This window comes from Lacticaseibacillus manihotivorans DSM 13343 = JCM 12514 (assembly GCF_001435035.1).
Classification (GTDB): Bacteria; Bacillota; Bacilli; order Lactobacillales; family Lactobacillaceae; genus Lacticaseibacillus; species Lacticaseibacillus manihotivorans.
Map to the genome: position 1 here is coordinate 43,786 of NZ_AZEU01000018.1, position 23,729 is coordinate 67,514.

Below are 23,729 nucleotides of genomic sequence, written 5' to 3' on the forward strand. Positions count from 1 at the left end.
TATACCAAACGCGGCAAATGGTTTTGGCTGAAAAATAAAAAAGCCAAGACGCGAGGCCTCGGCAAGAAAAAATTATATTTATTCGTGATCCAGCTTTTCAGCGTCACGTTCTTTAAGCTTGGAAGCAGGGTCGATGATCACATCGCCAGCCGCCACTTCTTCAAGGGCTTGGCCGACAGTTTTCAAAGACTTGTAACTTGGCAAGGTTTTGATGCCATTGCTTTCAAGTTCGTGGGCGCGCTTAGCCGCAAGCACAGCCAAGCTGTAGCGAGAAGGCACTTTGTCTAACAACTTATCAATAGAAGGATAGATAATCATGATTGGACTCCTTATTTGGACTGAGAAATGGGATCGGCATCAAGCATCGATTTGTAGCGATCGATCACGCGAGGGACGCGCAAGTGTTCACTTTCAATGATGCGTTCGATGCGTTTCACCGCTAAGTCTACTTTATCATTAACGACCGCATAATCATAGTTGGCCATCATGGCAATTTCATCAGCGGCTTGCGTGATCCGTTTTTCGATCACTTCAGCTGAATCTGTGCCACGACCGGTCAAGCGGTGTTTCAATTCAGAAAGATCTGGTGGCGTTAAGAAAATGAACACGCCATCTGGACATTTTTCGCGCACTTGCATGGCGCCTTTAACTTCGATTTCCAACAGCACATCGCGGCCAGAATCTAAGGTTTGGTTCACATACTTTAACGGTGTCCCGTAATAGTTGCCGACATACTGCGCATACTCAAGCATCCCACCAGTGGCGATTTCGTGTTCAAATTGTTCCTTGGTGCGGAAATAGTAATCAACGCCGTCAACTTCGCCTGGGCGCATATTGCGCGTGGTCATCGAGATCGAATATTGGAAGTCGCGATAATCCCCTGCCAGCATCGCTTGGCGAACTGTCCCTTTGCCGACCCCGCTTGGGCCAGACAACACGATCAGCATTCCCCGTTCTTGCATGCTTTAACCTCTTTCATCCTATAGTGTTATTTTCCATTTTGCACTTTTTACCATTATTTGTAAAGGTATTTGTAAAGGTTAATAGCTTGACGCAAGAAACGATTGCGCATCACGACTTTGCAACCAAGCCTGTCCTGCTTGATGGCCTGCTTGCAATAAAATTTGCCGATGTTTCAACGAAAAATCAAACATCGCCCCAGTATGTTTAGGTGGATACAAGACGGGCACATCACCAATCGCTGGCGTCGGCCCTAATCCTAATGCCGAAACTGCTAAAATTTTCGTCGCGCCAAGATCGCGGGCAATGGCCACTGGTAAGTCATTGGCCACGCCACCATCAACAAATAAGTGATGATCGATTCTTTGCGGTGAAAACCAACCTGGCATGGCGGCACTTGCCAAAAGCCAAGCTGCTGCGTTGGTTTCCGTCAACGTGACCACATGTGAACGGCGTGCCCGCAACCGCGTTGCCACCGCCAAAGCGGGCCAAGGCTTGGCAGCTGGTTGCGCTGAAATGGCTGAAATCAGTTGGCGTAGGGGCTGGGTTTGGCGCGGCCATAAGTGATTTGGCACGCGGTGTTCCCACCAATCGGCTAATGCTGTCGGCGTTAATCGGATCGTCGCCCAAGCGTTGATGGCCCCGATCGAGCTGCCGATGACAAAATCTGGCTGCAAATATGAACCGATTTCCGCCCAGACACCGGCTTGAAATGCGCCGCGCACGCCACCTCCGCCAAAGACGATCGCTAAACTCATTTGCTCATCTCCAAAATATTTTTTTGCAGAAGCCTTGCTTTTTAGAACGAGTGTTCGTATAATGAAATCATCAAGAACAAACGTTCGGAGGAGTCATCATGGAAAACAAAGCCCAAACTTTTCAAACAGTACGTCACAATCTCATGGCGTCATATCGGCAATTTTTTGCCTTAGAAGCGCCAAAGTTGACCATGCCTGCTGCTCAACTCCAGCATAACACGGCGCAAAGCTTAGCGCGGCATTATCGCGTGGCCGTATTTTTCAAAGATGACTCCCCGGCATTGGTTGGTCACTTCACGCGGCAGTTAGATGAACATCGCTTCATCTTGCAAGCTTATCAAAGCAACTTGGTGCGCGTGGTATCTGAAGCTGAAATCAGCTTCATCAAACGCGTTTAACGAAGCACTCAGCCGTCTTGAACCCTTCGAGTTCAAGGCGGCTTTTTTCTACCACTAGTCAAGAGAAAGTTGCTATATTAGGCTTTCTCTTTTTGTTTAGCTAGTTTTTTCGTCATCATCTTTGTAGAGACTCTGCTTGGTATGTTATTTACCAGTTTTTGCGTACATTAAACACGCCCACCCCAAATCCTGAATTTTGAGATGCTATAATAGACTTAAATGATCTTCGACTTTACTATCCGGCCAAGGACTTTTTCGGGTCGAAGTAATCATTGTTTATGACTAGGTGGTAAAGGGTCCTGATAAGGCGGCTCATTGCCCCAATGGTGATCATCTTCGTCCGTTTGGTCGAAGATGATCGCTTTTTATTTTGGTAATAGTTGCTAATATTGGATGGATTGTACCTTGCGGTGCTGACAATGTTCATGATTGTGCGGTACAGGATCTTCCGTGCGTAGGCATTACCGCGCTTACTGATGCCACTTTTCATCACGTGATCACCTGATTCATACCGAATCAAGTCGATGCCGATATATCGGTTGATCGCATTAGCACTATGGAATCGACGGATATCGCCTAGCTCACCAATCAAGCACATCACAGTCTTAATCCCAATCCCGGGAAACGAAAGAAGATACTTCACTTCATCTAGGCCTTGTGATAGCTGTGTCATTTCATCAATGATTTCGTTCTTTAGGCCATCGAGACGCTCAGCTTCTTGTGCTAAATACACGACAGCCCTGACGGCATGCGCATTTGATGATACTGATGCCGCACATCGCTCTGCTAAATTTAGGAGTTTATCAGCGATTTTTAAAGCGCGCTGAACACCCATATTCTTAGGCGTCGCATCAAGAATTTGATCTGCTAACTCACTGACACCGTATTCCAAGACGAAGTCTGGATGGGCAAAACGCTGCACAAGGTGCCAATACAGACCACCATCTTGCTTGCTGAGGACATGCTCCAGCTCTGGAAAGGTGAGTTGGAGTGCTTTGTGGAGCCGATTCTTAGCGCGGACAACGTCATCGTTATAATCTTGATATGTCCTTTCCAGGTCGTGAAGTTCGCTATAAACCGGCGCTTGTTGATATGTCGGTTTGTAGTGATGCTTCTTCATCGCTAACGCTAACCCACGCGCATCAAGTGCATCAGTTTTATCATGTCGAAAGCTCGCCATATCGATCTTTGATCGAAGTGGATTAATCTCCGTGTACTGCCAGTTACTCCGCTGTAAATAAGCGCGCAGGCTTCTTGAATAGATCCCCGTTGATTCAAAGATAATTTGAGGCTCTGTGAAGCTGTTCAGCTCATCTTCAAGTGTTTGATATCCTGGCACATCACTTGTGATCTTGAACTCCTTGATAAACGTTTCGTCCACTAACACCGCTACGTTGGCGGTTGCTTTGCTGACATCAATTCCAAAAATACATTCCATTCTGAACACCACCTAAATTGAAGTTGCTCCATCAATTCACTCAGCTCAATTTTCAATACACGGCGTCAAGCGCCAACAGTCTTCGAACGAGTTCCTTGGTGAATCTGCGAAGTTGCCAGTTTGCGTTCCGACGTCAAAGCGTCATAAAAAGCCCTACGACATGTCAACTTCGACACCACTTTATCAGAGAAACAAAAAGTGGTGAACCACGATTCCGTCGAATCATGATTCACCACTAAGGTTAGACTGTTTGCGTGCACCAAACAAAAAAGATCAGCGGATTTGCTGACCTCTCAAGGTTATTGCCGTAATTGTTCGCGCGTCGTCGCTGCCATTTTCAATAACTCACTGGCATGTTCCAGCGCTAATTCCGTCACGGTATCCCCAGCTAACATCCGCGCGATTTCATCGACGCGTTGGGTTTGGGTCAATGGCGTGACGGTGGTTTTAGTCCGACCATCCGCCACCGCTTTTTGAATCAAGTACTCATGATCACTCATGGCAGCCACTTGAGGCAAATGTGTGATGCACAAGACCTGCGACTGGGTGGCGATGGTTGAGATCTTATTGGCAATGGCCTGCGCCACGCGCCCAGAAACCCCAGTGTCCACTTCATCAAAGATAATGCTGGTGACGCCATCAGATTTGGCAAAAATCGTCTTCAACGCCAACATGATCCGGGATAATTCCCCACCACTGGCAATTTTGGCCAAAGGCTTCGCCGCTTCACCAGGGTTAGTTTGAATATAAAATTCCACCACGTCTAACCCATCTGGGCGCTCTGCGTTGTGCGCTACTGGCGTAAACTGAACGGAAAAAATGGTTTTGGCCATGTACAGCGCCGCCAGTTGTTGATGGATGGCATCCACTAAGGCTTTGGCTGTGGTTTTCCGCGCTTTGGTGAGCTTGGCGCCAACCGCTAACAACTGCTCATGTTGTTTTTCGACTTGGGCTTCGAGATCCGAGGCATCCGCATCAAAAGCTTCCATGTTGGCTAATTCTTCAGCGGCTTTTTGCCCATAGGCGATCACTTTTGGCAGGGAATCGCCATATTTGCGTTCCAACTGTAAGAATAATTCCAAGCGCTTTTCAATGTCATCTAAGCGCCCTTCATCAAACGTTTGATCATCGACTTGCCGCGCCAGGTCGCTTTGCACATCTTGCAAGGTGTAATACGCGGATTCCAACTCGCTGGCGATACTAGCAAACGCCGGATCTAAATCCGCGATTTCTTGCATATTGCGCATGGCTTCAGCGATTTGGTCTAAAGGATTGACGTCATCTTCATCTGACAACACCGCGGCCGAAGCATTCAACGCGGTGGAAATCCGCTGGAAATTAGCCAGACGATCACGTTCAGCGGTCAAAGTCGTTTCTTCGTCAGCATGCAAATTGGCACTTTGAATTTCTTGAACTTGAAATTGCAACATATCCAAACGCTGCGCCCATTCTTGCTCGTTGGCTTGTTTTTTGCGCAAAGCCGATGCGGTGTGTTGATACTGGGCATAAAGGGTTTGATATTCAGATAATAATTCTTGCAAATGGTCATCGCCGAATTGATCGAGCAAGCCAAGATGCGACTCTGGATGCACCAGCTGTTGGTGTTCGTTTTGCCCGTGGATATCGACTAAGGTTTCACCAACTGCCCGCAATGTCGAGGTATTGACCAAATGACCATTCACCCGACAAATATTGCGCCCTGAGGCATAAATGTCGCGTTGCAACAACACACTGGCATCATCAGTATCCAAATCAAATTGCTTGAGCACGGCGACGGTTTTGGGATTGCTAGTTGCATCAAACAAGCCTTGCAGTTCCGCTTTGGCCGCCCCAGTGCGCACAAAATCCGTGCGCCCGCGACTGCCAGCTAACAAACTGACGGCATCGATAATGATCGACTTGCCGGCACCGGTTTCCCCAGTCAACGCGGTCATGCCAGTTTCAAAACTCAATTCCAAATGGTCGATAATCGCAAAATCATGGATCACTAATTCTTGTAACATCGCGTCACCCAACCATCGCGTCGATCATTTCAAGCACTTCTTTGGCTTGAGCAGTCCCGCGACATACGATCAAAATCGCAGCATCGCCTGCGATCGTGGCAAAAATGCGCTGATCATGTAATTGATCGATCAAATTGCCAACGGCTGGCGCGGTACCGGGATTCATCACCAAATGGACGAATTGATCCATGCGATCCCCATGGCGATACGCTGCGGCTAACGTGCGGCGCAGTTTATCTAACGGCGACAATTGCTTTTCCAAAGGCAGTGAATAGCGATAGCGCCCGCCAGTCGTCGGCACTTTTACCAATTGCATGTCTTTGATGTCGCGCGAGATCGTGGCTTGCGTCACTGGCACGCCATCAGCTTCAAGTGCCGTCACAAAATCACTTTGCCGCTCGATGACTTGATCTTTGATCAATTGTTTGAGGTATGCTTGTCGTTCATTTTTTTGCATCTAAAGGCCACCTTTACTGAAATCGTTATCACTAGCTTAACGCAAAGCCATGATTAATGAAACTTCGGCTTTAATTCCGCATAAGCTGACGCCAAAGTGTCATCGACACTGACAGAATCGGCTTTAACGCCGGTGACATCCCCATTTTGTAAATGGATCAAAAATTCAATATTGCCTTCCCCACCTTTGATCGGTGAGAAATCCAACCCCAGCACATTAAATCCAGCGCCTAAAGCAAAGTCCACGATCATGTTCAACACCATGCGATGCACTTCCGGATCGCGCACAATGCCTTTTTTGCCGACATTGGCTGGACCGGCTTCAAACTGCGGCTTGATCAACGCCACGGCATGACCACCAGGTTGTAAAATCGACTTCAATGGTGGCAAGATCAGCTTCAAGGAAATAAAGGACACATCGGTCATGGCAAACTCAACTGGGCCATCAGTGAAGTCTTCTGGCTTGGAATACCGGAAGTTCACCCGCTCCATCACATTCACTCGCGGATCTTCGCGCAATTTCCAAGCCAATTGGTTGTAGCCCACATCTAAGGCGTAAGACATTTTTGCCCCGGCTTGCAAGGCAACATCCGTAAAGCCACCAGTGGACGCACCGATGTCTAACACCGTCAAGCCCGTTAAGTCGATGCCAAACACGTCCAACGCTTTGGACAACTTCAAGCCGCCACGCGACACATAAGGCATGGTTTTGCCTTTGACGTGCAAAATGCTGTCAGCGGCGATTTTGACCCCTGGCTTATCCAAGCGTTCATTGTTTTGATCATAAACTTCGCCAGCCATCACGGCACGCTTAGCTTGTTCGCGGGACAAAAACAACCCTTGTTCTACTAATAAGACATCGATGCGTTCTTTACTCATGAATTCCTCTTCTTATGCGTCAAAATACGTTAAAAATGCAGCTAGTTCTGGTACCGGTTTGGACAGTTGCGCCAACGCATCCTGTGCTTGTTGGACTTGTTCAGCTAAGGCCGCGCGCGCCCCATCCAATCCTAAAAGGGCTGGATAAGTGTTCTTAGCTTCAGCGATATCTTTGTTTGCCGTTTTGCCAAGGGCTTGGGTGGATTTGGTACGGTCATTGATATCATCTTGGATCTGAAAAGCTAACCCAAAACTGGCGGCAAACTGATGCAAGGCTTGCGCATCCGCTGACGACACTTGGGCTAACACCGCCCCCATATCCACCGCAGTCGCGAGCAAGGCCCCAGTTTTTAAAGCGTGCAAGTGCTTGAGCTCAGCTAAGCTTAAATGGTGATGTTCGCCTTCAATATCCAACACTTGCCCGCCGACCATGCCATTGGCGCCAACAGCTTGCGCAAATAGTTGCAAACACTTGGCCAACTGGGCGGGACTGGTTTTGGTTTGGCTCAGCAATTCAAATGCCGATGATTGCAAGCCATCTCCAGCTAAAATCGCTAGCGCTTCACCAAATTTTTTATGACTCGTCGGATTGCCGCGGCGCAAATCATCATTGTCCATGGCGGGCAGATCATCATGGATCAACGAATAAGTGTGCAAACACTCTAACCCAGCCGCTGCTAGCATCGCGTCTGCGACTGAACTATCAAAGCTGGCCACTGTCGCGAGCAACAATAATGGGCGTAGCCGTTTACCACCAGCGAACAATGAATACCGCATGGCGTCTTGCAACGATTTGGTGGTGATGGTATTTAAATGGGCGTCAAGGGTCGCCATCACTAAGGGTTTGTACGCCTCAGTCTCTGGCTTAAGCATGATCTGGATCAAACGCTTTGACAGCACCGTCATCAGTGACTTCTTTGGTGACCGCTTGTTCCGCGTCTTTCAGGGTGGTTTCGAGTTTTTGGGACAATTGGACACCGGTTTTAAATTGGGCCAAGGCTTGTTCCAAAGGCACATCCCCTTGTTCCAATTGCGCGACGATTTTTTCCAGTTGCGCTAAGTTGTCTTCAAATGTTGGTTCAGCCATTTGCGTTGTTCTCCTTTGCATTTAACACCCGCGCGGTAACTTCACCATCTTGGGTGTGAATGGTCACTGCCGAGTCGACTTGATAATCAGCCGTTGCTTTTAACATTTTACCATTTTCATCGGTGACATAGGTGTATCCTCGGCCTAAGATCTTCAACGGACTCAAATGATCCAAGCCAGCCACCGCTGATTGCATCGCTTGACGTTTATTCGTTAATTCCACTGCCGTTGCTTGATTTAAGCGCTGGCGCAGTTGTTGCACCACTTGGGCTTGCGTATTTAAGCGCAATTGTAAGTTTCGCGGCGCCAAGGCTGTGCGACACAAGGACACCCGATGGGCCAAAACGTCTAATTGACTTTGCATCACTTGATTTAAGCGGGTGCGCAGTTGATCCACTTGTTGCACATATTGATCATATAAACGATTCGGTTGGGTCAAAACCACACTTTTTTGACTGCGGGCCAGGCGCTCTTGCAATGCCGTTAAGCGATTTTGCATGGCGGCAGTAATGCGACTGCGGTATTGCGCAATGCCATTGAGCGCATCCACCAAAGTCACTGGCGTCACCAACTCAGCGGCAGCAGTTGGCGTTGCGGCGCGATGATCAGCCACAAAATCCACAATAGTCGTGTCGGTTTCATGCCCAACTGACGACACGACCGGCATCGGCATTTCAAGCACGGCCTGCGCCACCGTTTCATCATTAAACGGCCACAAGTCTTCGATCGAACCCCCACCACGGCCGATGATCACCGCATCATAATCGCCATTTTCAGCGACGCGATGCAATTGCCGCACCAAGTCTTTAGCCGAGCCATCCCCTTGCACCACAGCAGGGTAAAGAGTTAATTGCAATCCAGGGTAGCGTCGGGCAACGGTGGTGCGAATATCTTGGATCACCGCACCACTGGGACTCGTGATCACAGCCACCTTAGTCGGAAATTGCCGCAAAGGGCGCTGATTTTGGGCAAAGGCCCCCGCTTTTTCAAGCTTGGCTTTAAGTTGCTCATAGGCTTGATAAAAAGCCCCGACGCCATCTGGTTCCATGTGTTCGATGACGATTTGATATTGGCCACTGGCTGCATACATCGTCACACGCCCAACTACTAACACTTTCATCCCAGATTCTGGGGTGAATTTGAGTTTACTGAAAGCAGACTTAAACATCACTGCCGAAATTTTGGCATGATCATCTTTTAAGGAAAAATACTGATGCCCAGGCCGCAAACGAAAATTCGATAATTCGCCAGTTAAATAAACCCGGCCCAAGTACGGATCTTGATCAAATTTGCGTTGTAAATACGCTGATAGCGTGGTGACACTGAGATATTCATGCGTCGGCATGCACTCGCCTCTTTGCTAATTCGACTGTTTGTAACATTAAACTCGCGATGGTCATCGGGCCAACACCACCTGGCACTGGGGTGATTGCACTGGCGATCGGGGCCACTTGGGCATAATTTACATCCCCAACTAACTTACCTTCCGCATTGCGATCCATGCCAACATCGATCACAATGGCGCCAGGTTTCACCATGTCTGCCGTGATCATTTCGGCGCGTCCGGTAGCGACCACCAACAAATCGGCTTGTGCACAAACTTTAGCCAAGTCTTTGGTTTTAGAATGTGCAATGGTGACCGTTGCGGAATGATTCAACAACAACGCCGCCATCGGCCGACCCACAATGTTGGAACGCCCGACGATCACGGCATTCATCCCAGTGACATCGATATGGTAATGATCTAATAGCGTCATGATCCCGTAAGGTGTCGAGGCGACAACTTGCGGCATATTGGTCCAAAGCTTCCCAACATTCATCGGGTGGAAGCCGTCGACGTCTTTATTCGGATCGATAGCTTCGATCACCTTTTGTTCATCGATGTCTGCAGGTAATGGTAATTGCACCAAAATGCCATCGATGGTTGGATCTTCATTGAGTTCCTCAATTTTGTTTAACAACTCAGTTTCTGTCGTGGTTTTTGGCATGCTGATCTGCAGGGAACGAATGCCCAAGCCATCAGCTCGGCGATGCTTGTTGCGCACGTAAATCGCGCTGGCTGGATCTTCACCCACTAAGATCACCGCTAAGCCTGGCGTAACGCCTTTGGTTTTTAATTCATCAACTGTTTGCTTTAATGCGATCATTAAGTCGTTGGCAGTTTGTTTGCCGTCAAGTACTGTCGTCACGATTGTGCCCTCCTAGGGTTTACCCATACCATTAATATTATACATTGTGATTGCATATTCAGTCCAACGCTTATGCGTGAACTGTCAGCGACCCACCTCCTGAGCCGCTGAATGCGTCCTTCGATCCCGCTTACAAGCTACACCTGAATCAAATTGTGCCAATTGCACGACAATCACTAATTGTGAATGACGATCACGTTCAAGTCATCGATTCTTGATCAGTCACTTCCGCAGATGGCAAAACATCGCGGAGGTGAACTGGACCATTGCCTGTGGCAGTGAAATCAAACATGACGCCGCTTTTTTTGGCGGCATGTGCAGATTTCACCGGCAAAAAATGAAACGAAGTGCCTTTCTTCGGTTCATTTTTTAGGCGTAAGCGCCTCGAACGGTTTTGGTTCGAGCGCTGCAGCCGGCCGCACGGCAACTGGTCCAGTTCACCGTAGTGATGCTTGGCCATCGGCATTACAAGTCAGTCAATACTCGTGCATTGAAAAAATATTATCCGCCTAAAAATACGAAAAGCCGGGAATGCTGTCGCATCCCGGCCAACGATCATTTCTGATCTGGTTTAACAAAGTGAGCCAAAATGCCGTTGACAAACTTCGCGGCTTTGTCATCACTGTATTTCTTCGCTAACTCAATGGCTTCATCGATCGCCACTTTGTCAGGAATCGGTTCGTATTGGATCTCATACAAGCCCAAGCGTAGCGTGATCAAATCTGGTTTGGTCAAGCGGTCGATCCGCCAACCGGCTTTTAAGCGCGTGGTGATGGCAGCATCGAGTTCTGCTTGATGGGCCAAAACGCCATCAACTAACTCAGTCATGTAGCTAGGCGTTTCCTCTCCAGCTGGTAATGCATCGACGTTGACCGTTTCCCGATCAGCGTCTGGATTTGCGTTTAAGGCGAACAAAGCTTTGAATGCAGCTTCGCGCGCGTCGTGTCTGCCTAACATGTTAATCGTCTTCCTCGTTTTCATCAGTGTCTTTGAACAGATCTTCTGGATCGATCTTAGGTGCTTTTTCAGGCACCACGCCGACCACGTGGACATTGACTTCAGCCAAGGTCAAATCAGTCATGTAAAGCAGTTGTTCGCGCAAAGATTCTTGCATCACCATGGCCACTTTAGGGACAGCCACGCCATAATCCAAGTAAACGTAAACGTCTGCGATCAACGTGTCGTTATCAACTGTGAGTTCGACGCCTTTGCCATGATTAGCGCGACCAAACCACGCATTGATGGTGCTGGCGAGGCTGCCACGCATTTGGTAGACCCCATCCACTTGTTGTGCGGCGATCCCTAAAATCACTTCTAGTACTTCTGGCACAATTTCGATGGACCCGTCTGCATCCGTGCGATTTGCCAGGATGATATTTGTATCTTCAGCCATAAGGCAGCCTCCTTGAGCGTTTTAAAAATGATTAAGCACGTGAAATGTACGTACCGTCTTGCGTGTTAATGGTCAACATATCACCTTCGTTAACGAAAAATGGCACTTGAACCACTAAGCCAGTTTCCATGGTAGCAGGCTTGGAACCACCTGAAGAAGTATTCCCACGAATACCAGGTTCAGTGGCTTTAACCTCGAGGTCCACCGTGTTAGGCACTTCAACGCCAAGCGTTTGGGCACCGTGCATGATGATCTTCACTTCCATGTTTTCTTTCATATACTTCAGTTGTTCTTGGATCTCGTCACCTGGCAAACTCAATTGTTCGTAGGTTTCCATATCCATGAAGACGTACGAGTCGCCGTCAGCATATAAATATTGCATGGTCTTGGTGTCGATTTGGGCCTTTTCAACTTTGGCAGTGGAGCGGAAAGTCATTTCCTGAACCGCGCCAGTTTCAAGGCTTTTCAACGTGGAACGAACAAACGCAGAACCTTTACCAGGCTTAACGTGTTGAAATTCCACAACCCGCCATAAGGCCCCATCGACTTCGATGGTCAAGCCATTTTTAAAATCGTTAACAGAAATCATGTGTTTCCTCCATTATTGTCTCGTACTAGATTAACTATAGCAAGCAGGTGTCACGCACGCAAGTCAAACCGGCACGACCACTAGGGTCGGCGGGGCTTGTGACGTGAGCACGATCGGATCATCAGCTGTGATCAAAATATCGTCTTCGATACGCACACCTCCAACACATGGTACATAAATACCAGGCTCGACTGTTTCAACATTACCAACAGCTTGTGGGACTTCACGATAAGGGCCCCAAGCGCCTGGGCCTTCATGAATCGACATGCCGATACCATGTCCGGTACCATGGCCAAAATATTCGCCGTAGCCTTCATCATCAATAAAATGATGAGCAAATTCATTGATCGTTTTGCCTAAGACACCAGCGCGCATTTGTTTGGTGGTGGCCAAGTTTGCTTCATAAACCACGTGGTAGATTTTTTCTAGTTCAGGGGTGGCATGGCCCATGACAAACGTGCGGGTAATATCAGACACATACCCATGATACACCGCACCCCAGTCCAACGTCACCATATCGCCAGCTTCAATGACCTTATCGCTGGCCATCCCATGCGGCATCGCAGAGCGCAAGCCGCTGGCGACAATGGTTTCAAAGCTAGTCCCTGAAGCGCCTAAGCTTTTCATAAACTGATCTAAGTCATTGGCGACTTGGATCTCCGTCATGCCAGGGCGGATAGTGTCAAGCACATGCTTGTAGCCCGCTTCGGCAATCGTGATGGCTTGTTTGATGTTCGCAAGTTCCGCATCATCTTTGACTTCACGCAACCCAGAAACCAAATCTGTGGTTGGCTGCCATTTCGCTGGCCCTTGCAACTTCATGAAATCAGCGTAAGTCATATACTCAGCTTCAAACCCAACTGTCCCGGTTGCATGTTCTGAAGCCGCGCTCAACAAGTGGTCTTGATGCAACACCAAGTGACTGTTGTGGACTTGTTGGTGAAATTGGGTGGTGAAGCGCGAATCGGTGATAAACAAGCTGTCGTCTGCCGTTACCAAAAGCGCTGATTCATCGCCAGTAAAGCCAGTCAAATAACTGACGTTGACTGGATCAGACACCAACAAGCCATCCAAATGTTTTGCTACGAGTAAGTCGCGCAATCGCGATAATCGACTCATATGCCGCCTCCGTAAACTAGAAACCAAAAAAACGCCCCGTCGCCGGAGCGTTCCGTGATTATTCAGCTTGTGCTGCTGGATAAACGGATACTTGCTTTTTGTCGCGGCCAAGACGTTCGAATTTAACGACGCCATCAGCTTTAGCAAAAAGGGTATCATCGCCGCCGATACCGACGTTCAGACCCGGATGGATCTTCGTGCCGCGTTGACGGTACAAGATGTTCCCTGCCAAAACGGTTTGGCCGTCAGCACGCTTAGCGCCCAGACGACGACCAGCGGAGTTACGGCCGTTGGAAGTCGAGCCGCCCCCTTTATGGTGAGAGAAGAATTGCAAGTTCATCTTTAACATGTGGATACACCTCCGAATGTAGAATTAGGATTGATTAGAAGTTTCGATCTGAACATAATCGCCATACGATTCAGCGATGCTCTGCATGGATAACTCAAGGTTTTCCAGCAGGATCTGCGTGATATGCATTTGTTCGCCGGTCAATTCTTGGTCGATCACCAATTGTAAGTGACCGCCGTTGACTTCATCAGCATCGACAGAAGGCGTGAAACCCGCTAAGGCTTCGACCCCATTGACGGCGCCGATCGACACCGCTGATACAGCAGCACAAACAATATCTTGTCCATACTCACCTGCATCGGCGTGCCCAGTCAACTTGAATTTGACCAAGTTCCCATGGCTATCACGGGTAAAGCGTGCTTTGATCATGTATTTTGCCTTTTTTAATTAAGCGTTGATCGCGTCAATGACAACTTTGGTATAAGGTTGACGATGACCCTTCTTTTGATGGGAATGCTTCTTAGGCTTGTATTTGAAGGTAACGACCTTCTTTTCACGGCCTTGCTTCTCAACTTTACCAGTAACAGTTGCGCCGTCGATCGTTGGTGTGCCGATCTTGGCGTCGCCTTCGCCTGCAACCAAGATCACTTGGTCAAAGGTAACTGTTGCACCTTGTTCTGCGTCCAGCTTTTCAACGTAGAGAGCTTCGCCCACCTGCGCTTTGTATTGCTTACCGCCAGTTTTGATAATTGCGTACATCTTGTGCACCTCCTGTTTTGCCCGTAGGCTTAATCCCCTGATGACTCGCCAAGTTAGGTGCTGTGCTTTGAAACCTAACGTTGTGCGGTTGCAGATGAGGGGTGACAAATACAACAGAAAGATTGTATCAAATAATGACCGGTGATTCAACCCTGCAAAGAAAATTCTCTTGACACGTGCTTGTCGAGTTTCGTAATCATCGGTATACTATAAGAAAAAAAGGGGGCGCACCATGCTTATCGCATTGATCGACATCTTGATCTTCGTGATCACCGCTGGGTTGTTAGTGACGATCATCGCCCGCATCCCAACGCCACTTAATCTCATCACCGGTTTGTTTACGGCCTTGATCCTCGCGTTGATTGCAGGCGCCATGTTCACTTGGCATAGCACGTTTATGATTTTATACATATTATGGATGATTCTCATTATCGCTGGGTTGTTCGGCTTGCGCTATTGGTTGCGCAGCGGACGCTCCGCCCATTCACGTTAAATCATTCTAAAATAGGAGGCTCAGATGGCATTCATCTGGGCCTCCTATTTTTAATGCCATTCAAAGCGGATCAAGTCAGAAAAATCATAATGATGGCCATCACTGGTATCAACACTGCCTTGCTTATCCCGCAATTGCTTGAAGATCTCATCATGATCCGCAAGCTTGAAGCGGTGTTGAACCGTGGTGCCATCCGTGAAGGTCAATTGCCAAGTTTCATATTGCGGTTGTTTGGCTTTTAAGAGTTTGCGTAACGCCTTTTGTGATTTCATGATTGCGCCTCCAAGTACTGGTTTACAAAAACCGGCGCGAAAGATTCTCGCGCCTGCCCCTGCCAAGGACCTTTATTTTACCGCATAAAAAAAGACCGGACAAGTCCGGCCTGAAGCTTAAGCTTTAAGTTTGGCCACAGCTTGTTCGATCGTGCGCCCAGTACCAGTGTGATGTTGGTTTTGGGTGTCGATAGCGATGAATTGTTGTGTGGTCATATCGAGTTGAATTCGATAAGTCATAAATATTACCTCCATTCGGTTAATACGTGAATGGTCTTTCGGTAGCGATGTACTTATAATACTTTATAAAAGTAAGACCGTCAAGTATTATTCGTTTAATTAACGACAAGAATCAGTTTAACAAATTTTGGCGACAAAAAAATCAGCCTGAAGTCTCAGGCTGATCTCGTTCATTAGTCGGGAAAACAGGATTCGAACCTGCGACCCCCTGGTCCCAAACCAGGTGCTCTACCAAGCTGAGCTATTTCCCGAAAAGGTCTTGGCTTATCGCCGAAATCTATCTTACCAGCTATTCATGAAAATGCCAACAACAATTTTCATGAAACCGGTAAAAATGTGCCAGGCGGGATTCGAACCCGCGACAAATGGTTTAGAAGACCATTGCTCTATCCAACTGAGCTACTAGCACGTTTTCATCATATTAGTATAAATATTCAAATCACCGCTGTCAATTCAAATCGCTTGCACCACGCCTAGGCGTTCGCTACACTAACAGTATCATGTGAACGAAATGAGGAACATGCAATGAAACTCAATCAATTCGGCCGCCTGACCCCGAATACGGCCACGCAACTTAAAGAACTCGATCTGATCGGCTTTGACGCGGATCCTGACTTACCTTTTGCCCAAAGCCTCGCCAAAAATTATCGCCTGTTGTTTCCAGAAGCGTTGAATGCTACCCAACAAGCTCAAGCACTGAAAGCTGTCGCTGTCGACGATCACCAAACCTTGGCCACTTGGTTAGACACTGAACCCACCAGCATGACGCGTACCCAATTTTATGCCGTCGCCTTGCAGTTGCTGGGCTTTCATCCTGAGTTCAAAAACTTGGCAAAGTCAATCGCCCAAATGCAAAACGCCCAATTACCAACGGTTGACGCGGATCTTGCCACCACAACGACTTTTCTTGAGGCGTTATATCTTCTATTAAATACACGCACGCCAAAACTGGTCACTTACCTCGATGATCTCGCCAACCGCGGGTTCTTCGAAGATTTTCAAGCTGACAAACAAACCCCGCAATATTTATTTTTCAACGGTAAAAGTCAAGCCGTGTTTGATCCGCGCCAGTTGATCCGCGAAGTCGTTTGGGTGGAATCCGATCTAGATACTGATGAAGATGGCCAACGCGACTTACTCGAAACCACCATTTTTCGGCCGAAAGCCACTGATCTCGGCACCAAAATGCCGGCCTTGTTCACTGCCAACCCTTACTTCCATGGCACCAACGATGAGCAAGTTGAAGCCGCAACGCATATTCCTGAACCAAACCTCGTCGTCAAAACGCAAAGTCACACTAAAGCAGACGTCACTTATCATGAACCTGAGCCTTTGGATCTGCCTCGCGCACAAGCAAGTGGTGAAACTCAAACTGCCACCAGCTACGCCAGTGAAAACGGAATCTATAGCTTAAATGATTATTTCTTAAGCCGCGGCTTTGCGACGGTTTATTCCGCAGGCGTCGGCACCCAAGGCTCTGACGGCTTGCGCAGTGTCGGCGGCCCTAGTGAAACTGCTAGTGCTGTCGCAGTGATCGAATGGCTCAATGGCTCACGCCGCGCGTTCACCGATCGTACCCGCACGACGACCATCAAAGCCTGGTGGTGCAACCACAAGATCGCCATGACTGGGAAATCTTATCTCGGGACGCTGGCCATTGCCGCTGCCACCAGCGGTGTTGAAGGACTAAAAACCGTCATTTCTGAAGCCGCTATTTCCAGTTGGTACGATTACTACCGCGAAAACGGTTTGGTCGTCGCCCCAGGCGGTTTCCAAGGTGAAGATGCGGATGTCTTAGCTGTGGATACTTTTTCTCGTTTGAAACAAGCTGGTGATATGTTAGGCATTCAAGCGAAATGGGAAGCGTCTTTGCACGCCATCAGTTCGGCCCAAGACCGCACCACTGGCGATTACAACGCCTGGTGGGATGCGCGCAACTATCGCAATCACCTCAACGATATTCGCTGTGACATTGTTTCTGTGCATGGTTTAAATGATACCAATGTCAAACCCGCCAATGTGATCCGGTTGTTCAACGGTCTCAAAAATTTACCAATCCAGAAAAAGCTGTTCTTACATCAAGGTCAGCACGTCTATTTGAACAATGTGCAGTCACTTGATTTCACTGATCAAATGAATCTGTGGTTGACCAACAAGCTGCTTGATGTCGATAACGGTGCCAACGATACGATTCCTAATGTGCAAGTGCAAGATAACGTTGAACCCCAAACTTGGCATCAATACGCCGCTTTTGGCCCTTCTCAGACACGCACTTTGAACTTGGCCAGCGACTGGACCAGCGAACGGTCCAGTTTTGCTGACAATGCCACTGCCACTTTCAAATCCGAGCACGACACCAGCGCTAGTTTTGAACAAGCAATCATTCAGCCTACCAGTGCTTATGCCGATAGTCGCTTGTGGTTGACGCAAGTGCCACTTGATCACGATTTAATCTTGGATGGGACCCCTGAAATCAGCCTGAAGCTTTGGATCGATGCGCCAACCGCCATTTTAAGTGTGCGGTTGATCGACTTAGGTGAGGCCCAACGTTTTGGTGAAACTGCCAGCATCGTTGCACGTGACGGCTATCAACTCGGCTATGATTTCAAAACCCAAGATATTGTCGAATTTGCGCCGGCCAAAGCCACTGCGGCCAAGTTGATCAGCTACGGCCACGTCAACGTCCAAAATCCTGTGAATGCTTATGAAATTCAAACTGTTACGCCAGGCGAACCCTTTAACGTTCACTTCGCCTTGCAACCCACACATTACGTGTTACCGGCAGGCCGCCAATTGGCCTTGATCATTCATGGTGCCGACATGGCGCAAACCATTCGTCCGACTGCCGTGGTCAACTATCATTTAGATTTCGCCAATTCTTTCTTGAAACTACCTTTGCGTTAACTAGTCAAACCGCTGCTCAAAAAATTTGAGTGGCGGTTTTTTTAATGCCTACAGCTGAAAGCACAACAAATCCACGAAACAGTTGCCTATTTCGTGGATCTGCGGCGTTGATGCCGATTCAGTTACGTTCATGCAGTCATCTCATGTATCCAAGCCCGTGTCTGCGTAAGCCTGGGGGATTGGCCCTAACCCACTTTAACGCCTAATCAGCTCTGCATTGCCTTTCGGATACAGGCGTCACTTGCTTCCCATGTCACCATGGGGAAATCGATCCGGTGTGATCAAATGAGCTCCTTAAGGAACCCCTCAGTGCCGGCACTTCTGATGCTAGAGATCCAATGACTACCAACAATTAAGCTGGGCCACTGCGGATCAGTCTCACGGGGTTTGCGGGGATCTGCCCCCCGTTGCGAAGAGTTTCAAGCAGCGTGCGCTAAGTTGCTTTCTCCACCTTGTTAACGCGTTTAGTTTACCACCCGCGTTCCACCCTGACAAGACTAACAGTTATAAACGTTTTTCATAAAAAATAACCTGACTGCAGCGCAGTAAAAAAGCCTCGCTTTTCAACGAGGCTTCCCCACACATTAATAAAGTTCAAGGTATTGATCGCGTTCCCATTCAGAAACGGATTGACGATATGCAGCCCATTCAAGATCCTTAGAATCTTTAAAGGATTGATACAAATGCGGGCCAAGCGCACCTTTAACCACTGGATCAGCAGCTAAAGCTTTCAAGGCGTTGTGCAAAGTGGAAGGCAAATCTTGGATATGGTTAGCTTTGCGTTCGTCGTCTTGCATCCGGTAGATGTTGCGATCGATGGCATCTTCTGGAGTCAAGCCGTTGCCGATCCCATCAAGGCCAGCTTCCAAAATAGCGGCAATGGCTAAGTATGGGTTAGCTGTTGGATCAACAGAACGCAATTCCAAACGGGTACCTAAACCGCGAGATTGTGGGACGCGGATCAATGGCGAACGGTTGGTACCAGACCAAGCGATGTAAACTGGGGCTTCAAAGCCTGGGACCAAACGCTTGTAGGAGTTGACCGTTGGGTTGTTGATGGCGGTCAAGCCACGTGCGTGTTCCAACAAGCCCGCCAAGAAGTGCTTGGAAGTGGTGGATAATTGATCTTCACCATTTTCATCAAAGAAGACGTTGGTTTTGTCATCTTTGAACAAGGACATGTTGATGTGCATGCCTGAGCCGTTGATGCCTTGTAATGGCTTTGGCATGAAGGTCGCATACAAGTTGTATTGACGCGCGATGGACTTAACCACCAGCTTGAAAGTTTGAATGTTGTCAGCAGCTTGCAAGGCGTCGGTGTACTTAAAGTCGATTTCATGTTGGCCAGGCGCAACTTCATGGTGAGAAGCTTCCACTTCAAAGCCCATCTTTTCCAGTTCCAACACGATATCACGCCGGCAGTTTTCACCTAAGTCCAATGGGGCAAAGTCGAAGTATGAGCCTTTATCGTTGAGCTTGGTGGTTGGTTGACCATTTTCGTCTAATTTGAATAAGAAGAATTCTGGTTCTGGGCCGATGTTGAAATCAGAGAAACCAGCGGCTTTCATTTTGTCGATCACACGGATCAAGTTGTTACGTGGGTCGCCGGCAAAAGGAGTCCCATCAGATTTGTGCACGGAGCAGATCAAGCGTGCGACTTTGCCGTGTTCATTGCCCCATGGGAACAATAACCAGGAATTAAAATCTGGGTACAAGCGCATATCACTTTCTTCGATGCGGACAAAGCCATCGATCGAAGACCCATCAAACGCGATCTTGTTGTTCAAGACCTTCTCAAGTTGTGAAATCGGCACTTCAACGTTTTTGATGATCCCGTTAACATCGGTGAACATCAAACGCAAAAACTTCACATTTTCATCCTTGACACTTTGTCGAATTGCTTCGGCGGTGATCGTCTTCTTTGCCATTCTTATTGAACTCCTTTGTGTGTGTTGTTACGGCCGGAAACCAAATCCCTGACGGATATTGTTGGCTTGATTCAAACGACTTTGATTCATCAATTCATCCCGTAACATCTGACGAACTTCTTCATCAGAGTTAGGCTCACGGTGACGCGGATGCATCAACTGCTTAATATCGGCAAGTGTGAAACCATCGGCCAATTGCCCTTTGATTTCAAGTAAGGTGTCGATATGATTCAACGAATACATCCGGTGATTGCCTGCCGTGCGTTCGGGGTGAACCAAGTCTTGCGCTTCGTAGTATCTGATCTGTCGCGCGGTGAGATCCGTCAACTGGATCACTGTACCAATTGGTAGGACACACCGCGTGCGTAAATCGCCGATGTCTGGCATCACTTGGCCTCCTTCCGATAACAGGGATTATACTAACAACCATACCGTTATCCGTCAACGGTCAATGTCACCTATTCTAACATCTATCCTAAAAAATGTGAATGAATCGTTTTCAATGTTCGGGTTTCGGCTGATTTTATCAAGGTTCTTGGTTGGGGTTAACATTTTCGCTTCATGATTGTGCCAGATTGACCTCATCGTTTTCCAATCAAAAAAGGTTCAACTCCATGACAAGAGTTGAACCAATCACACGATTATTTTTGATCAAAGAAGGTGGCTTGGGCGGCCCCGATGATCGCCACTTTCACATGGGCAAAGGTTAACCCGCCTTGCATGTACAAGGTGTAAGGTTCACGCAATGGGCCATCCCCGGAGAATTCTGTGGTGGAGCCAGACACAAATGACCCCCCTGCCATGATGACGGGATCTTCATACCCGGCCATGGTTTCTGGAATTGGGGTGACGAAAGAATCGATCGGCGAGTTGGCTTGGATGGCAGCGGCAAACTTGATCATGTCATCTGGATTGCCAAAGTTGACCGTTTGAATCAAGTCAGTCCGCGGCGCATCCCACTTTGGGCTGACCGATAAGCCCAATTCTTCTAATAGCGCCGCTTCAAAAATGGCGCCTTTAATGGCATTACCAGTGGTTTGTGGGGAAATGAAGAAACCTTGGAACATATCGCGCAAGGAACCAAACGTCGCCCCTTCAGCGCCACCAAGACCCGGCACCGTGAAGCGATAGCTGATGCGTTCGATCAAATCTTTGCGCCCAACAATGTAGCCACCGGTTTTAGCCATACCACCGCCGGCATTCTTGAACAAACTACCGGCGATCACATCAACGCCGACATGGGTTGGTTCTTGAGTTTCGGAGAATTCCCCATAGGCGTTATCCGCAAAGATCCACACATCAGGCTTTACGCTGCGAACCGCTTTGACCATTTCAGCAATTTTGGCGATGGTGAAGGAATCGCGCGTCGCATAACCGCGAGAGCGTTGAATAGCCACCACTTTGGTTTCGGGACGCAGGCGCTTTTTAACCGCTTCAAGATCCACTTCACCGTTAGGCAACAAATCCACATAATCGACGTTGATGCCATATTCTTTCGGCGTGCCGATCCCGTTGCCGGCCAAGCCTAAAACTTCTTGCAGCGTGTCATAAGGTTCGCCGGTGATATATAAAATTTCATCCCCTGGGCGCACCAAACCGAGCAAACCGACTCCGATGGCATGCGTCCCTGAAACAAATTGTGGACGCACTAAAGCGTCTTCGCCACCTAACACATCAGCATAAATTTCTTCAAGTTTGTCGCGGCCTTCATCGCTGTGACCGTAGCCAGTGGACCCATATAAGTCACTTTCTGAGACGTTATGTTCCTGAAAACTGCGCAATACCTTGGCTTGGTTTTCGACGATTTGCTCGTCCATTTCCGCCAAGCGTGGGGCAATTTTTTGATCGACTTTATCGACCACCGAAATTAATTTCGGATCAAAGTTATCTTTCCAACTCAAAATCATTCCTCCATCTCTCGCCAGTTTGACACCAGCGTTAAAAGCTCTTGATAAGTTTCTGGGTGACCCACTAAATCAAACCAATGCGTCGGCATTTGATGCTTGAAATACGTTAACTGGCGCTTAGCATAATGCCGAGAATTTTTTTGGATCAATTCCACGGCTTGAGCTAGCGTTGCCTCACCTTGTAAATACGGGAGCAATTCTTTATAGCCGATGGCCTTTAAAGCTTGCGCATCCGGCCCAGCACTGGCCAGCACTTGTTTGACTTCTGGAATCAGCCCCGCTTGCACCATCATATCCACGCGGGCATTGATGCGTTCATACAATACTTTGCGCTCAGTGGTCAAGCCTAGGATCAACGCATCATAAGCGGGTTTGGATTCAGGTTGCTGGGAAAATTTCACCCCAGTCGTGCGCATCACTTCCAACGCTCGGATCACGCGCCGACTGTTGGCTGGTGGGATATTTTCAGCAGCCTCTGGATCCACCGCATTCAATTGTGCCCACAACCACTGCTCGTCATGTGACGCCAACTCGGCTTGCAACTGCTCGCGATAAGCACTCGGAGGCGCTTGGCCACCTAAAGGCAGATCTAAGCGCAACGCATTCATGTAAAAGCCGGTGCCACCAACCACGATCGGCAATTTGCCGCGCACTTGAATCTCAGCGATCGCTGTTTGTGCGGCCTGTTTGAATTGCGCCACAGAAAAAGGCGTACCTGGGTCAACCACGTCTAATAAATGATGCACCACCCCATCGCGTTCTGCAAGGGTCGCTTTGGCGGTGCCAATGTCCATGCCGCGATAAATTTGATAAGCGTCAGCATTCACCACTTCCCCATCAAAGGCTTGGGCCAGGCGAATCGATAACGCCGTTTTGCCAACTGCAGTGGGCCCGCCGATCATTAAAATTTGTCCTGACATCAGGCATCCCCTTTCGTGCAAACGTTCACTTGTCCTTTGTATTGCGCCTTGGTCTTTAGTATAATAGACTTAGCAAGACAAAATCAGTAACTGGAGGAAATTCTCATGAAACATAAATTTGCCAAAGGCTTCTTCCTGGGTACCGTCATGACGATCTCTGCTGTCGCCGGCAGCGTCTTAGCATTCAAGAAGTCCTATATCGAACCAGTCGAAGACAAAGTTGAAGAAATTAACCAAAATCGCGCCAAAGCCAACCGCAAGCGCCATTCCGCACATCTTGGCTAACCCTAACCCACACGCAAACGTGTGGGTTTTTTCATGCAGCGATACCCATTGCCTAACGGCACGAAAATTTATGAGTTCCAGTGCCTTGGCGTCACTGCGGAAAGCTGGACAAGTTGCCGGTGCGGCCGGCTGCAGAGATCAGCACAAATCGCTGATGCTCTTTCGCCTAGATTTTGAACCGGAGAAAACCACTCCGTTTCAAAATCTGCCGGTAGAATCTGCGCATGCCGCCAAAAAGCGGCGTCATACTTGATTCTACTACCACGGGCAATTGTCCAGTTTTCCTCCGTTCTGCCAAGGCACTTCCGCTCACAAATTTTCTCAGTTGGTATGATTGGTTACAAATTAACCAGGCACACGCTTGGAGGTCACTCGTTTTGATGAATGACCGCATCAACATTGACATCATGCGATTCGTAGCCATCCGGTGCCAGTGGGCTAGCAGAGTGAAAGTGGTTTGAAG

Annotated in this window: 28 protein-coding genes, 2 tRNA genes and 1 other annotated feature; of the genes, 4 read left to right on the forward strand and 26 right to left on the reverse strand. The window is 48.4% G+C overall.

The annotated features are described in order from the left end of the window. Positions 1–78: 78 nt before the first annotated feature. From rpoZ to FD01_RS01025, 3 genes are all read right to left on the reverse strand, one after another. The gene (gene rpoZ, locus FD01_RS01015) at positions 79–318 is read right to left on the reverse strand and encodes a DNA-directed RNA polymerase subunit omega (RefSeq protein ID WP_054713760.1); all 240 of its coding nucleotides are present in this window, start codon (positions 316–318) and stop codon (positions 79–81) included. 11 nt (positions 319–329) lie between these two features. Continuing rightward, positions 330–962, reverse strand: a complete 633-nt coding sequence (gmk, locus tag FD01_RS01020; RefSeq protein ID WP_054713762.1) for a guanylate kinase — start codon at positions 960–962, stop codon at positions 330–332. Positions 963–1,040: 78 nt separating this feature from the next. Continuing rightward, positions 1,041–1,718 (reverse strand): patatin-like phospholipase family protein, encoded by a 678-nt coding sequence (locus FD01_RS01025; protein ID WP_056962305.1) that lies wholly within the window; start codon positions 1,716–1,718, stop codon positions 1,041–1,043. Positions 1,719–1,816: 98 nt separating this feature from the next. Between FD01_RS01025 and FD01_RS01030 the strand changes: the two genes are divergently transcribed. Next, a complete protein-coding gene (locus FD01_RS01030; RefSeq protein WP_054713765.1) occupies positions 1,817–2,116 on the forward strand; it encodes a hypothetical protein in 300 nt (99 codons plus the stop codon). A 235-nt stretch (positions 2,117–2,351) separates the two neighbouring features. Here the strand turns inward: FD01_RS01030 and FD01_RS01035 are convergent, their stop codons facing one another. The 15 genes from FD01_RS01035 to rplU all read right to left on the reverse strand — a co-directional run bounded on the left by FD01_RS01035 (position 2,352) and on the right by rplU (position 14,317). Beyond that, positions 2,352–3,554 (reverse strand): IS110 family RNA-guided transposase, encoded by a 1,203-nt coding sequence (locus FD01_RS01035; RefSeq protein WP_056962306.1) that lies wholly within the window; start codon positions 3,552–3,554, stop codon positions 2,352–2,354. Between the two features lie 299 nt (positions 3,555–3,853). Next, positions 3,854–5,557, reverse strand: a complete 1,704-nt coding sequence (gene recN / locus FD01_RS01040) for a DNA repair protein RecN (protein ID WP_056962307.1) — start codon at positions 5,555–5,557, stop codon at positions 3,854–3,856. Positions 5,558–5,561: 4 nt separating this feature from the next. After that, on the reverse strand, positions 5,562–6,014 hold the full coding sequence (locus FD01_RS01045) for an arginine repressor (protein WP_054713767.1): 453 nt from the start codon (positions 6,012–6,014) through the stop codon (positions 5,562–5,564). A gap of 53 nt (positions 6,015–6,067) precedes the next feature. Beyond that, positions 6,068–6,892 (reverse strand): TlyA family RNA methyltransferase, encoded by an 825-nt coding sequence (locus FD01_RS01050; protein WP_054713769.1) that lies wholly within the window; start codon positions 6,890–6,892, stop codon positions 6,068–6,070. Positions 6,893–6,904: 12 nt separating this feature from the next. Further along, positions 6,905–7,798, reverse strand: coding sequence for a polyprenyl synthetase family protein (locus FD01_RS01055; RefSeq protein ID WP_225436238.1), 894 nt, complete (start codon positions 7,796–7,798; stop codon positions 6,905–6,907). Next, positions 7,758–7,979 carry an exodeoxyribonuclease VII small subunit gene (locus FD01_RS01060; protein WP_056962308.1) on the reverse strand — a complete coding sequence of 74 codons (222 nt, stop codon included), beginning with the start codon at positions 7,977–7,979 and terminating at the stop codon, positions 7,758–7,760. The genes FD01_RS01055 and FD01_RS01060 overlap by 41 nt, the downstream gene beginning before the upstream one ends. Beyond that, entirely contained in the window at positions 7,972–9,324 is a 1,353-nt protein-coding gene (gene xseA / locus FD01_RS01065; protein ID WP_056962309.1) for an exodeoxyribonuclease VII large subunit, read from the reverse strand. The genes FD01_RS01060 and xseA overlap by 8 nt, the downstream gene beginning before the upstream one ends. Then, a complete protein-coding gene (gene folD, locus FD01_RS01070; protein ID WP_056962310.1) occupies positions 9,311–10,168 on the reverse strand; it encodes a bifunctional methylenetetrahydrofolate dehydrogenase/methenyltetrahydrofolate cyclohydrolase FolD in 858 nt (285 codons plus the stop codon). The genes xseA and folD overlap by 14 nt, the downstream gene beginning before the upstream one ends. Before the next feature lie 555 nt (positions 10,169–10,723). Continuing rightward, entirely contained in the window at positions 10,724–11,125 is a 402-nt protein-coding gene (gene nusB / locus FD01_RS01080; protein WP_054713771.1) for a transcription antitermination factor NusB, read from the reverse strand. 1 nt (position 11,126) lies between these two features. After that, positions 11,127–11,561 carry an Asp23/Gls24 family envelope stress response protein gene (locus FD01_RS01085; RefSeq protein WP_054713773.1) on the reverse strand — a complete coding sequence of 145 codons (435 nt, stop codon included), beginning with the start codon at positions 11,559–11,561 and terminating at the stop codon, positions 11,127–11,129. A 31-nt stretch (positions 11,562–11,592) separates the two neighbouring features. Continuing rightward, positions 11,593–12,150, reverse strand: coding sequence for an elongation factor P (efp, locus tag FD01_RS01090; RefSeq protein ID WP_056962312.1), 558 nt, complete (start codon positions 12,148–12,150; stop codon positions 11,593–11,595). Between the two features lie 63 nt (positions 12,151–12,213). Next, positions 12,214–13,269, reverse strand: a complete 1,056-nt coding sequence (locus tag FD01_RS01095; RefSeq protein WP_056962313.1) for a M24 family metallopeptidase — start codon at positions 13,267–13,269, stop codon at positions 12,214–12,216. A 58-nt stretch (positions 13,270–13,327) separates the two neighbouring features. Further along, positions 13,328–13,618 (reverse strand): 50S ribosomal protein L27, encoded by a 291-nt coding sequence (rpmA, locus tag FD01_RS01100; protein WP_054713775.1) that lies wholly within the window; start codon positions 13,616–13,618, stop codon positions 13,328–13,330. Positions 13,619–13,642: 24 nt separating this feature from the next. Then, a complete protein-coding gene (locus FD01_RS01105) occupies positions 13,643–13,987 on the reverse strand; it encodes a ribosomal-processing cysteine protease Prp (RefSeq protein ID WP_054713777.1) in 345 nt (114 codons plus the stop codon). Between the two features lie 18 nt (positions 13,988–14,005). Then, on the reverse strand, positions 14,006–14,317 hold the full coding sequence (gene rplU, locus FD01_RS01110) for a 50S ribosomal protein L21 (protein ID WP_056962314.1): 312 nt from the start codon (positions 14,315–14,317) through the stop codon (positions 14,006–14,008). Positions 14,318–14,347: 30 nt separating this feature from the next. Next, positions 14,348–14,417: a sequence feature (ribosomal protein L21 leader region), on the reverse strand. Between the two features lie 132 nt (positions 14,418–14,549). Here rplU and FD01_RS01115 point away from each other — a divergent pair. Continuing rightward, the gene (locus FD01_RS01115; RefSeq protein WP_054713779.1) at positions 14,550–14,810 is read left to right on the forward strand and encodes a hypothetical protein; all 261 of its coding nucleotides are present in this window, start codon (positions 14,550–14,552) and stop codon (positions 14,808–14,810) included. Between the two features lie 50 nt (positions 14,811–14,860). On the opposite strand, the gene FD01_RS01120 is transcribed toward FD01_RS01115, so the two are convergent. The 4 genes from FD01_RS01120 to FD01_RS01130 form a co-directional block, all read right to left on the reverse strand. Next, the gene (locus FD01_RS01120) at positions 14,861–15,082 is read right to left on the reverse strand and encodes a hypothetical protein (protein ID WP_054713781.1); all 222 of its coding nucleotides are present in this window, start codon (positions 15,080–15,082) and stop codon (positions 14,861–14,863) included. A gap of 117 nt (positions 15,083–15,199) precedes the next feature. Beyond that, a complete protein-coding gene (locus FD01_RS16795) occupies positions 15,200–15,322 on the reverse strand; it encodes a hypothetical protein (protein ID WP_263853882.1) in 123 nt (40 codons plus the stop codon). Positions 15,323–15,499: 177 nt separating this feature from the next. Then, positions 15,500–15,573: transfer RNA gene (locus FD01_RS01125), tRNA-Pro, on the reverse strand. 84 nt (positions 15,574–15,657) lie between these two features. Next, positions 15,658–15,731, reverse strand: a tRNA-Arg gene (locus tag FD01_RS01130). Positions 15,732–15,847: 116 nt separating this feature from the next. On the opposite strand from FD01_RS01130, the gene FD01_RS01135 reads away from it, so the two are divergent. Next, the gene (locus FD01_RS01135) at positions 15,848–18,226 is read left to right on the forward strand and encodes a Xaa-Pro dipeptidyl-peptidase (protein WP_056962315.1); all 2,379 of its coding nucleotides are present in this window, start codon (positions 15,848–15,850) and stop codon (positions 18,224–18,226) included. A 584-nt stretch (positions 18,227–18,810) separates the two neighbouring features. Here FD01_RS01135 and glnA read toward each other — a convergent pair. The 4 genes from glnA to miaA all read right to left on the reverse strand — a co-directional run bounded on the left by glnA (position 18,811) and on the right by miaA (position 22,981). Further along, the gene (gene glnA, locus FD01_RS01140) at positions 18,811–20,154 is read right to left on the reverse strand and encodes a type I glutamate--ammonia ligase (RefSeq protein ID WP_056962316.1); all 1,344 of its coding nucleotides are present in this window, start codon (positions 20,152–20,154) and stop codon (positions 18,811–18,813) included. 27 nt (positions 20,155–20,181) lie between these two features. Further along, on the reverse strand, positions 20,182–20,541 hold the full coding sequence (locus FD01_RS01145) for a MerR family transcriptional regulator (RefSeq protein ID WP_054713784.1): 360 nt from the start codon (positions 20,539–20,541) through the stop codon (positions 20,182–20,184). Between the two features lie 254 nt (positions 20,542–20,795). After that, positions 20,796–22,055 (reverse strand): methionine gamma-lyase family protein, encoded by a 1,260-nt coding sequence (locus tag FD01_RS01150; protein WP_082611640.1) that lies wholly within the window; start codon positions 22,053–22,055, stop codon positions 20,796–20,798. A gap of 2 nt (positions 22,056–22,057) precedes the next feature. Next, a complete protein-coding gene (miaA, locus tag FD01_RS01155; RefSeq protein WP_056962318.1) occupies positions 22,058–22,981 on the reverse strand; it encodes a tRNA (adenosine(37)-N6)-dimethylallyltransferase MiaA in 924 nt (307 codons plus the stop codon). A 105-nt stretch (positions 22,982–23,086) separates the two neighbouring features. On the opposite strand from miaA, the gene FD01_RS01160 reads away from it, so the two are divergent. Beyond that, positions 23,087–23,266 (forward strand): DUF3042 family protein, encoded by a 180-nt coding sequence (locus FD01_RS01160; RefSeq protein ID WP_054713788.1) that lies wholly within the window; start codon positions 23,087–23,089, stop codon positions 23,264–23,266. Positions 23,267–23,729: the final 463 nt, after the last annotated feature.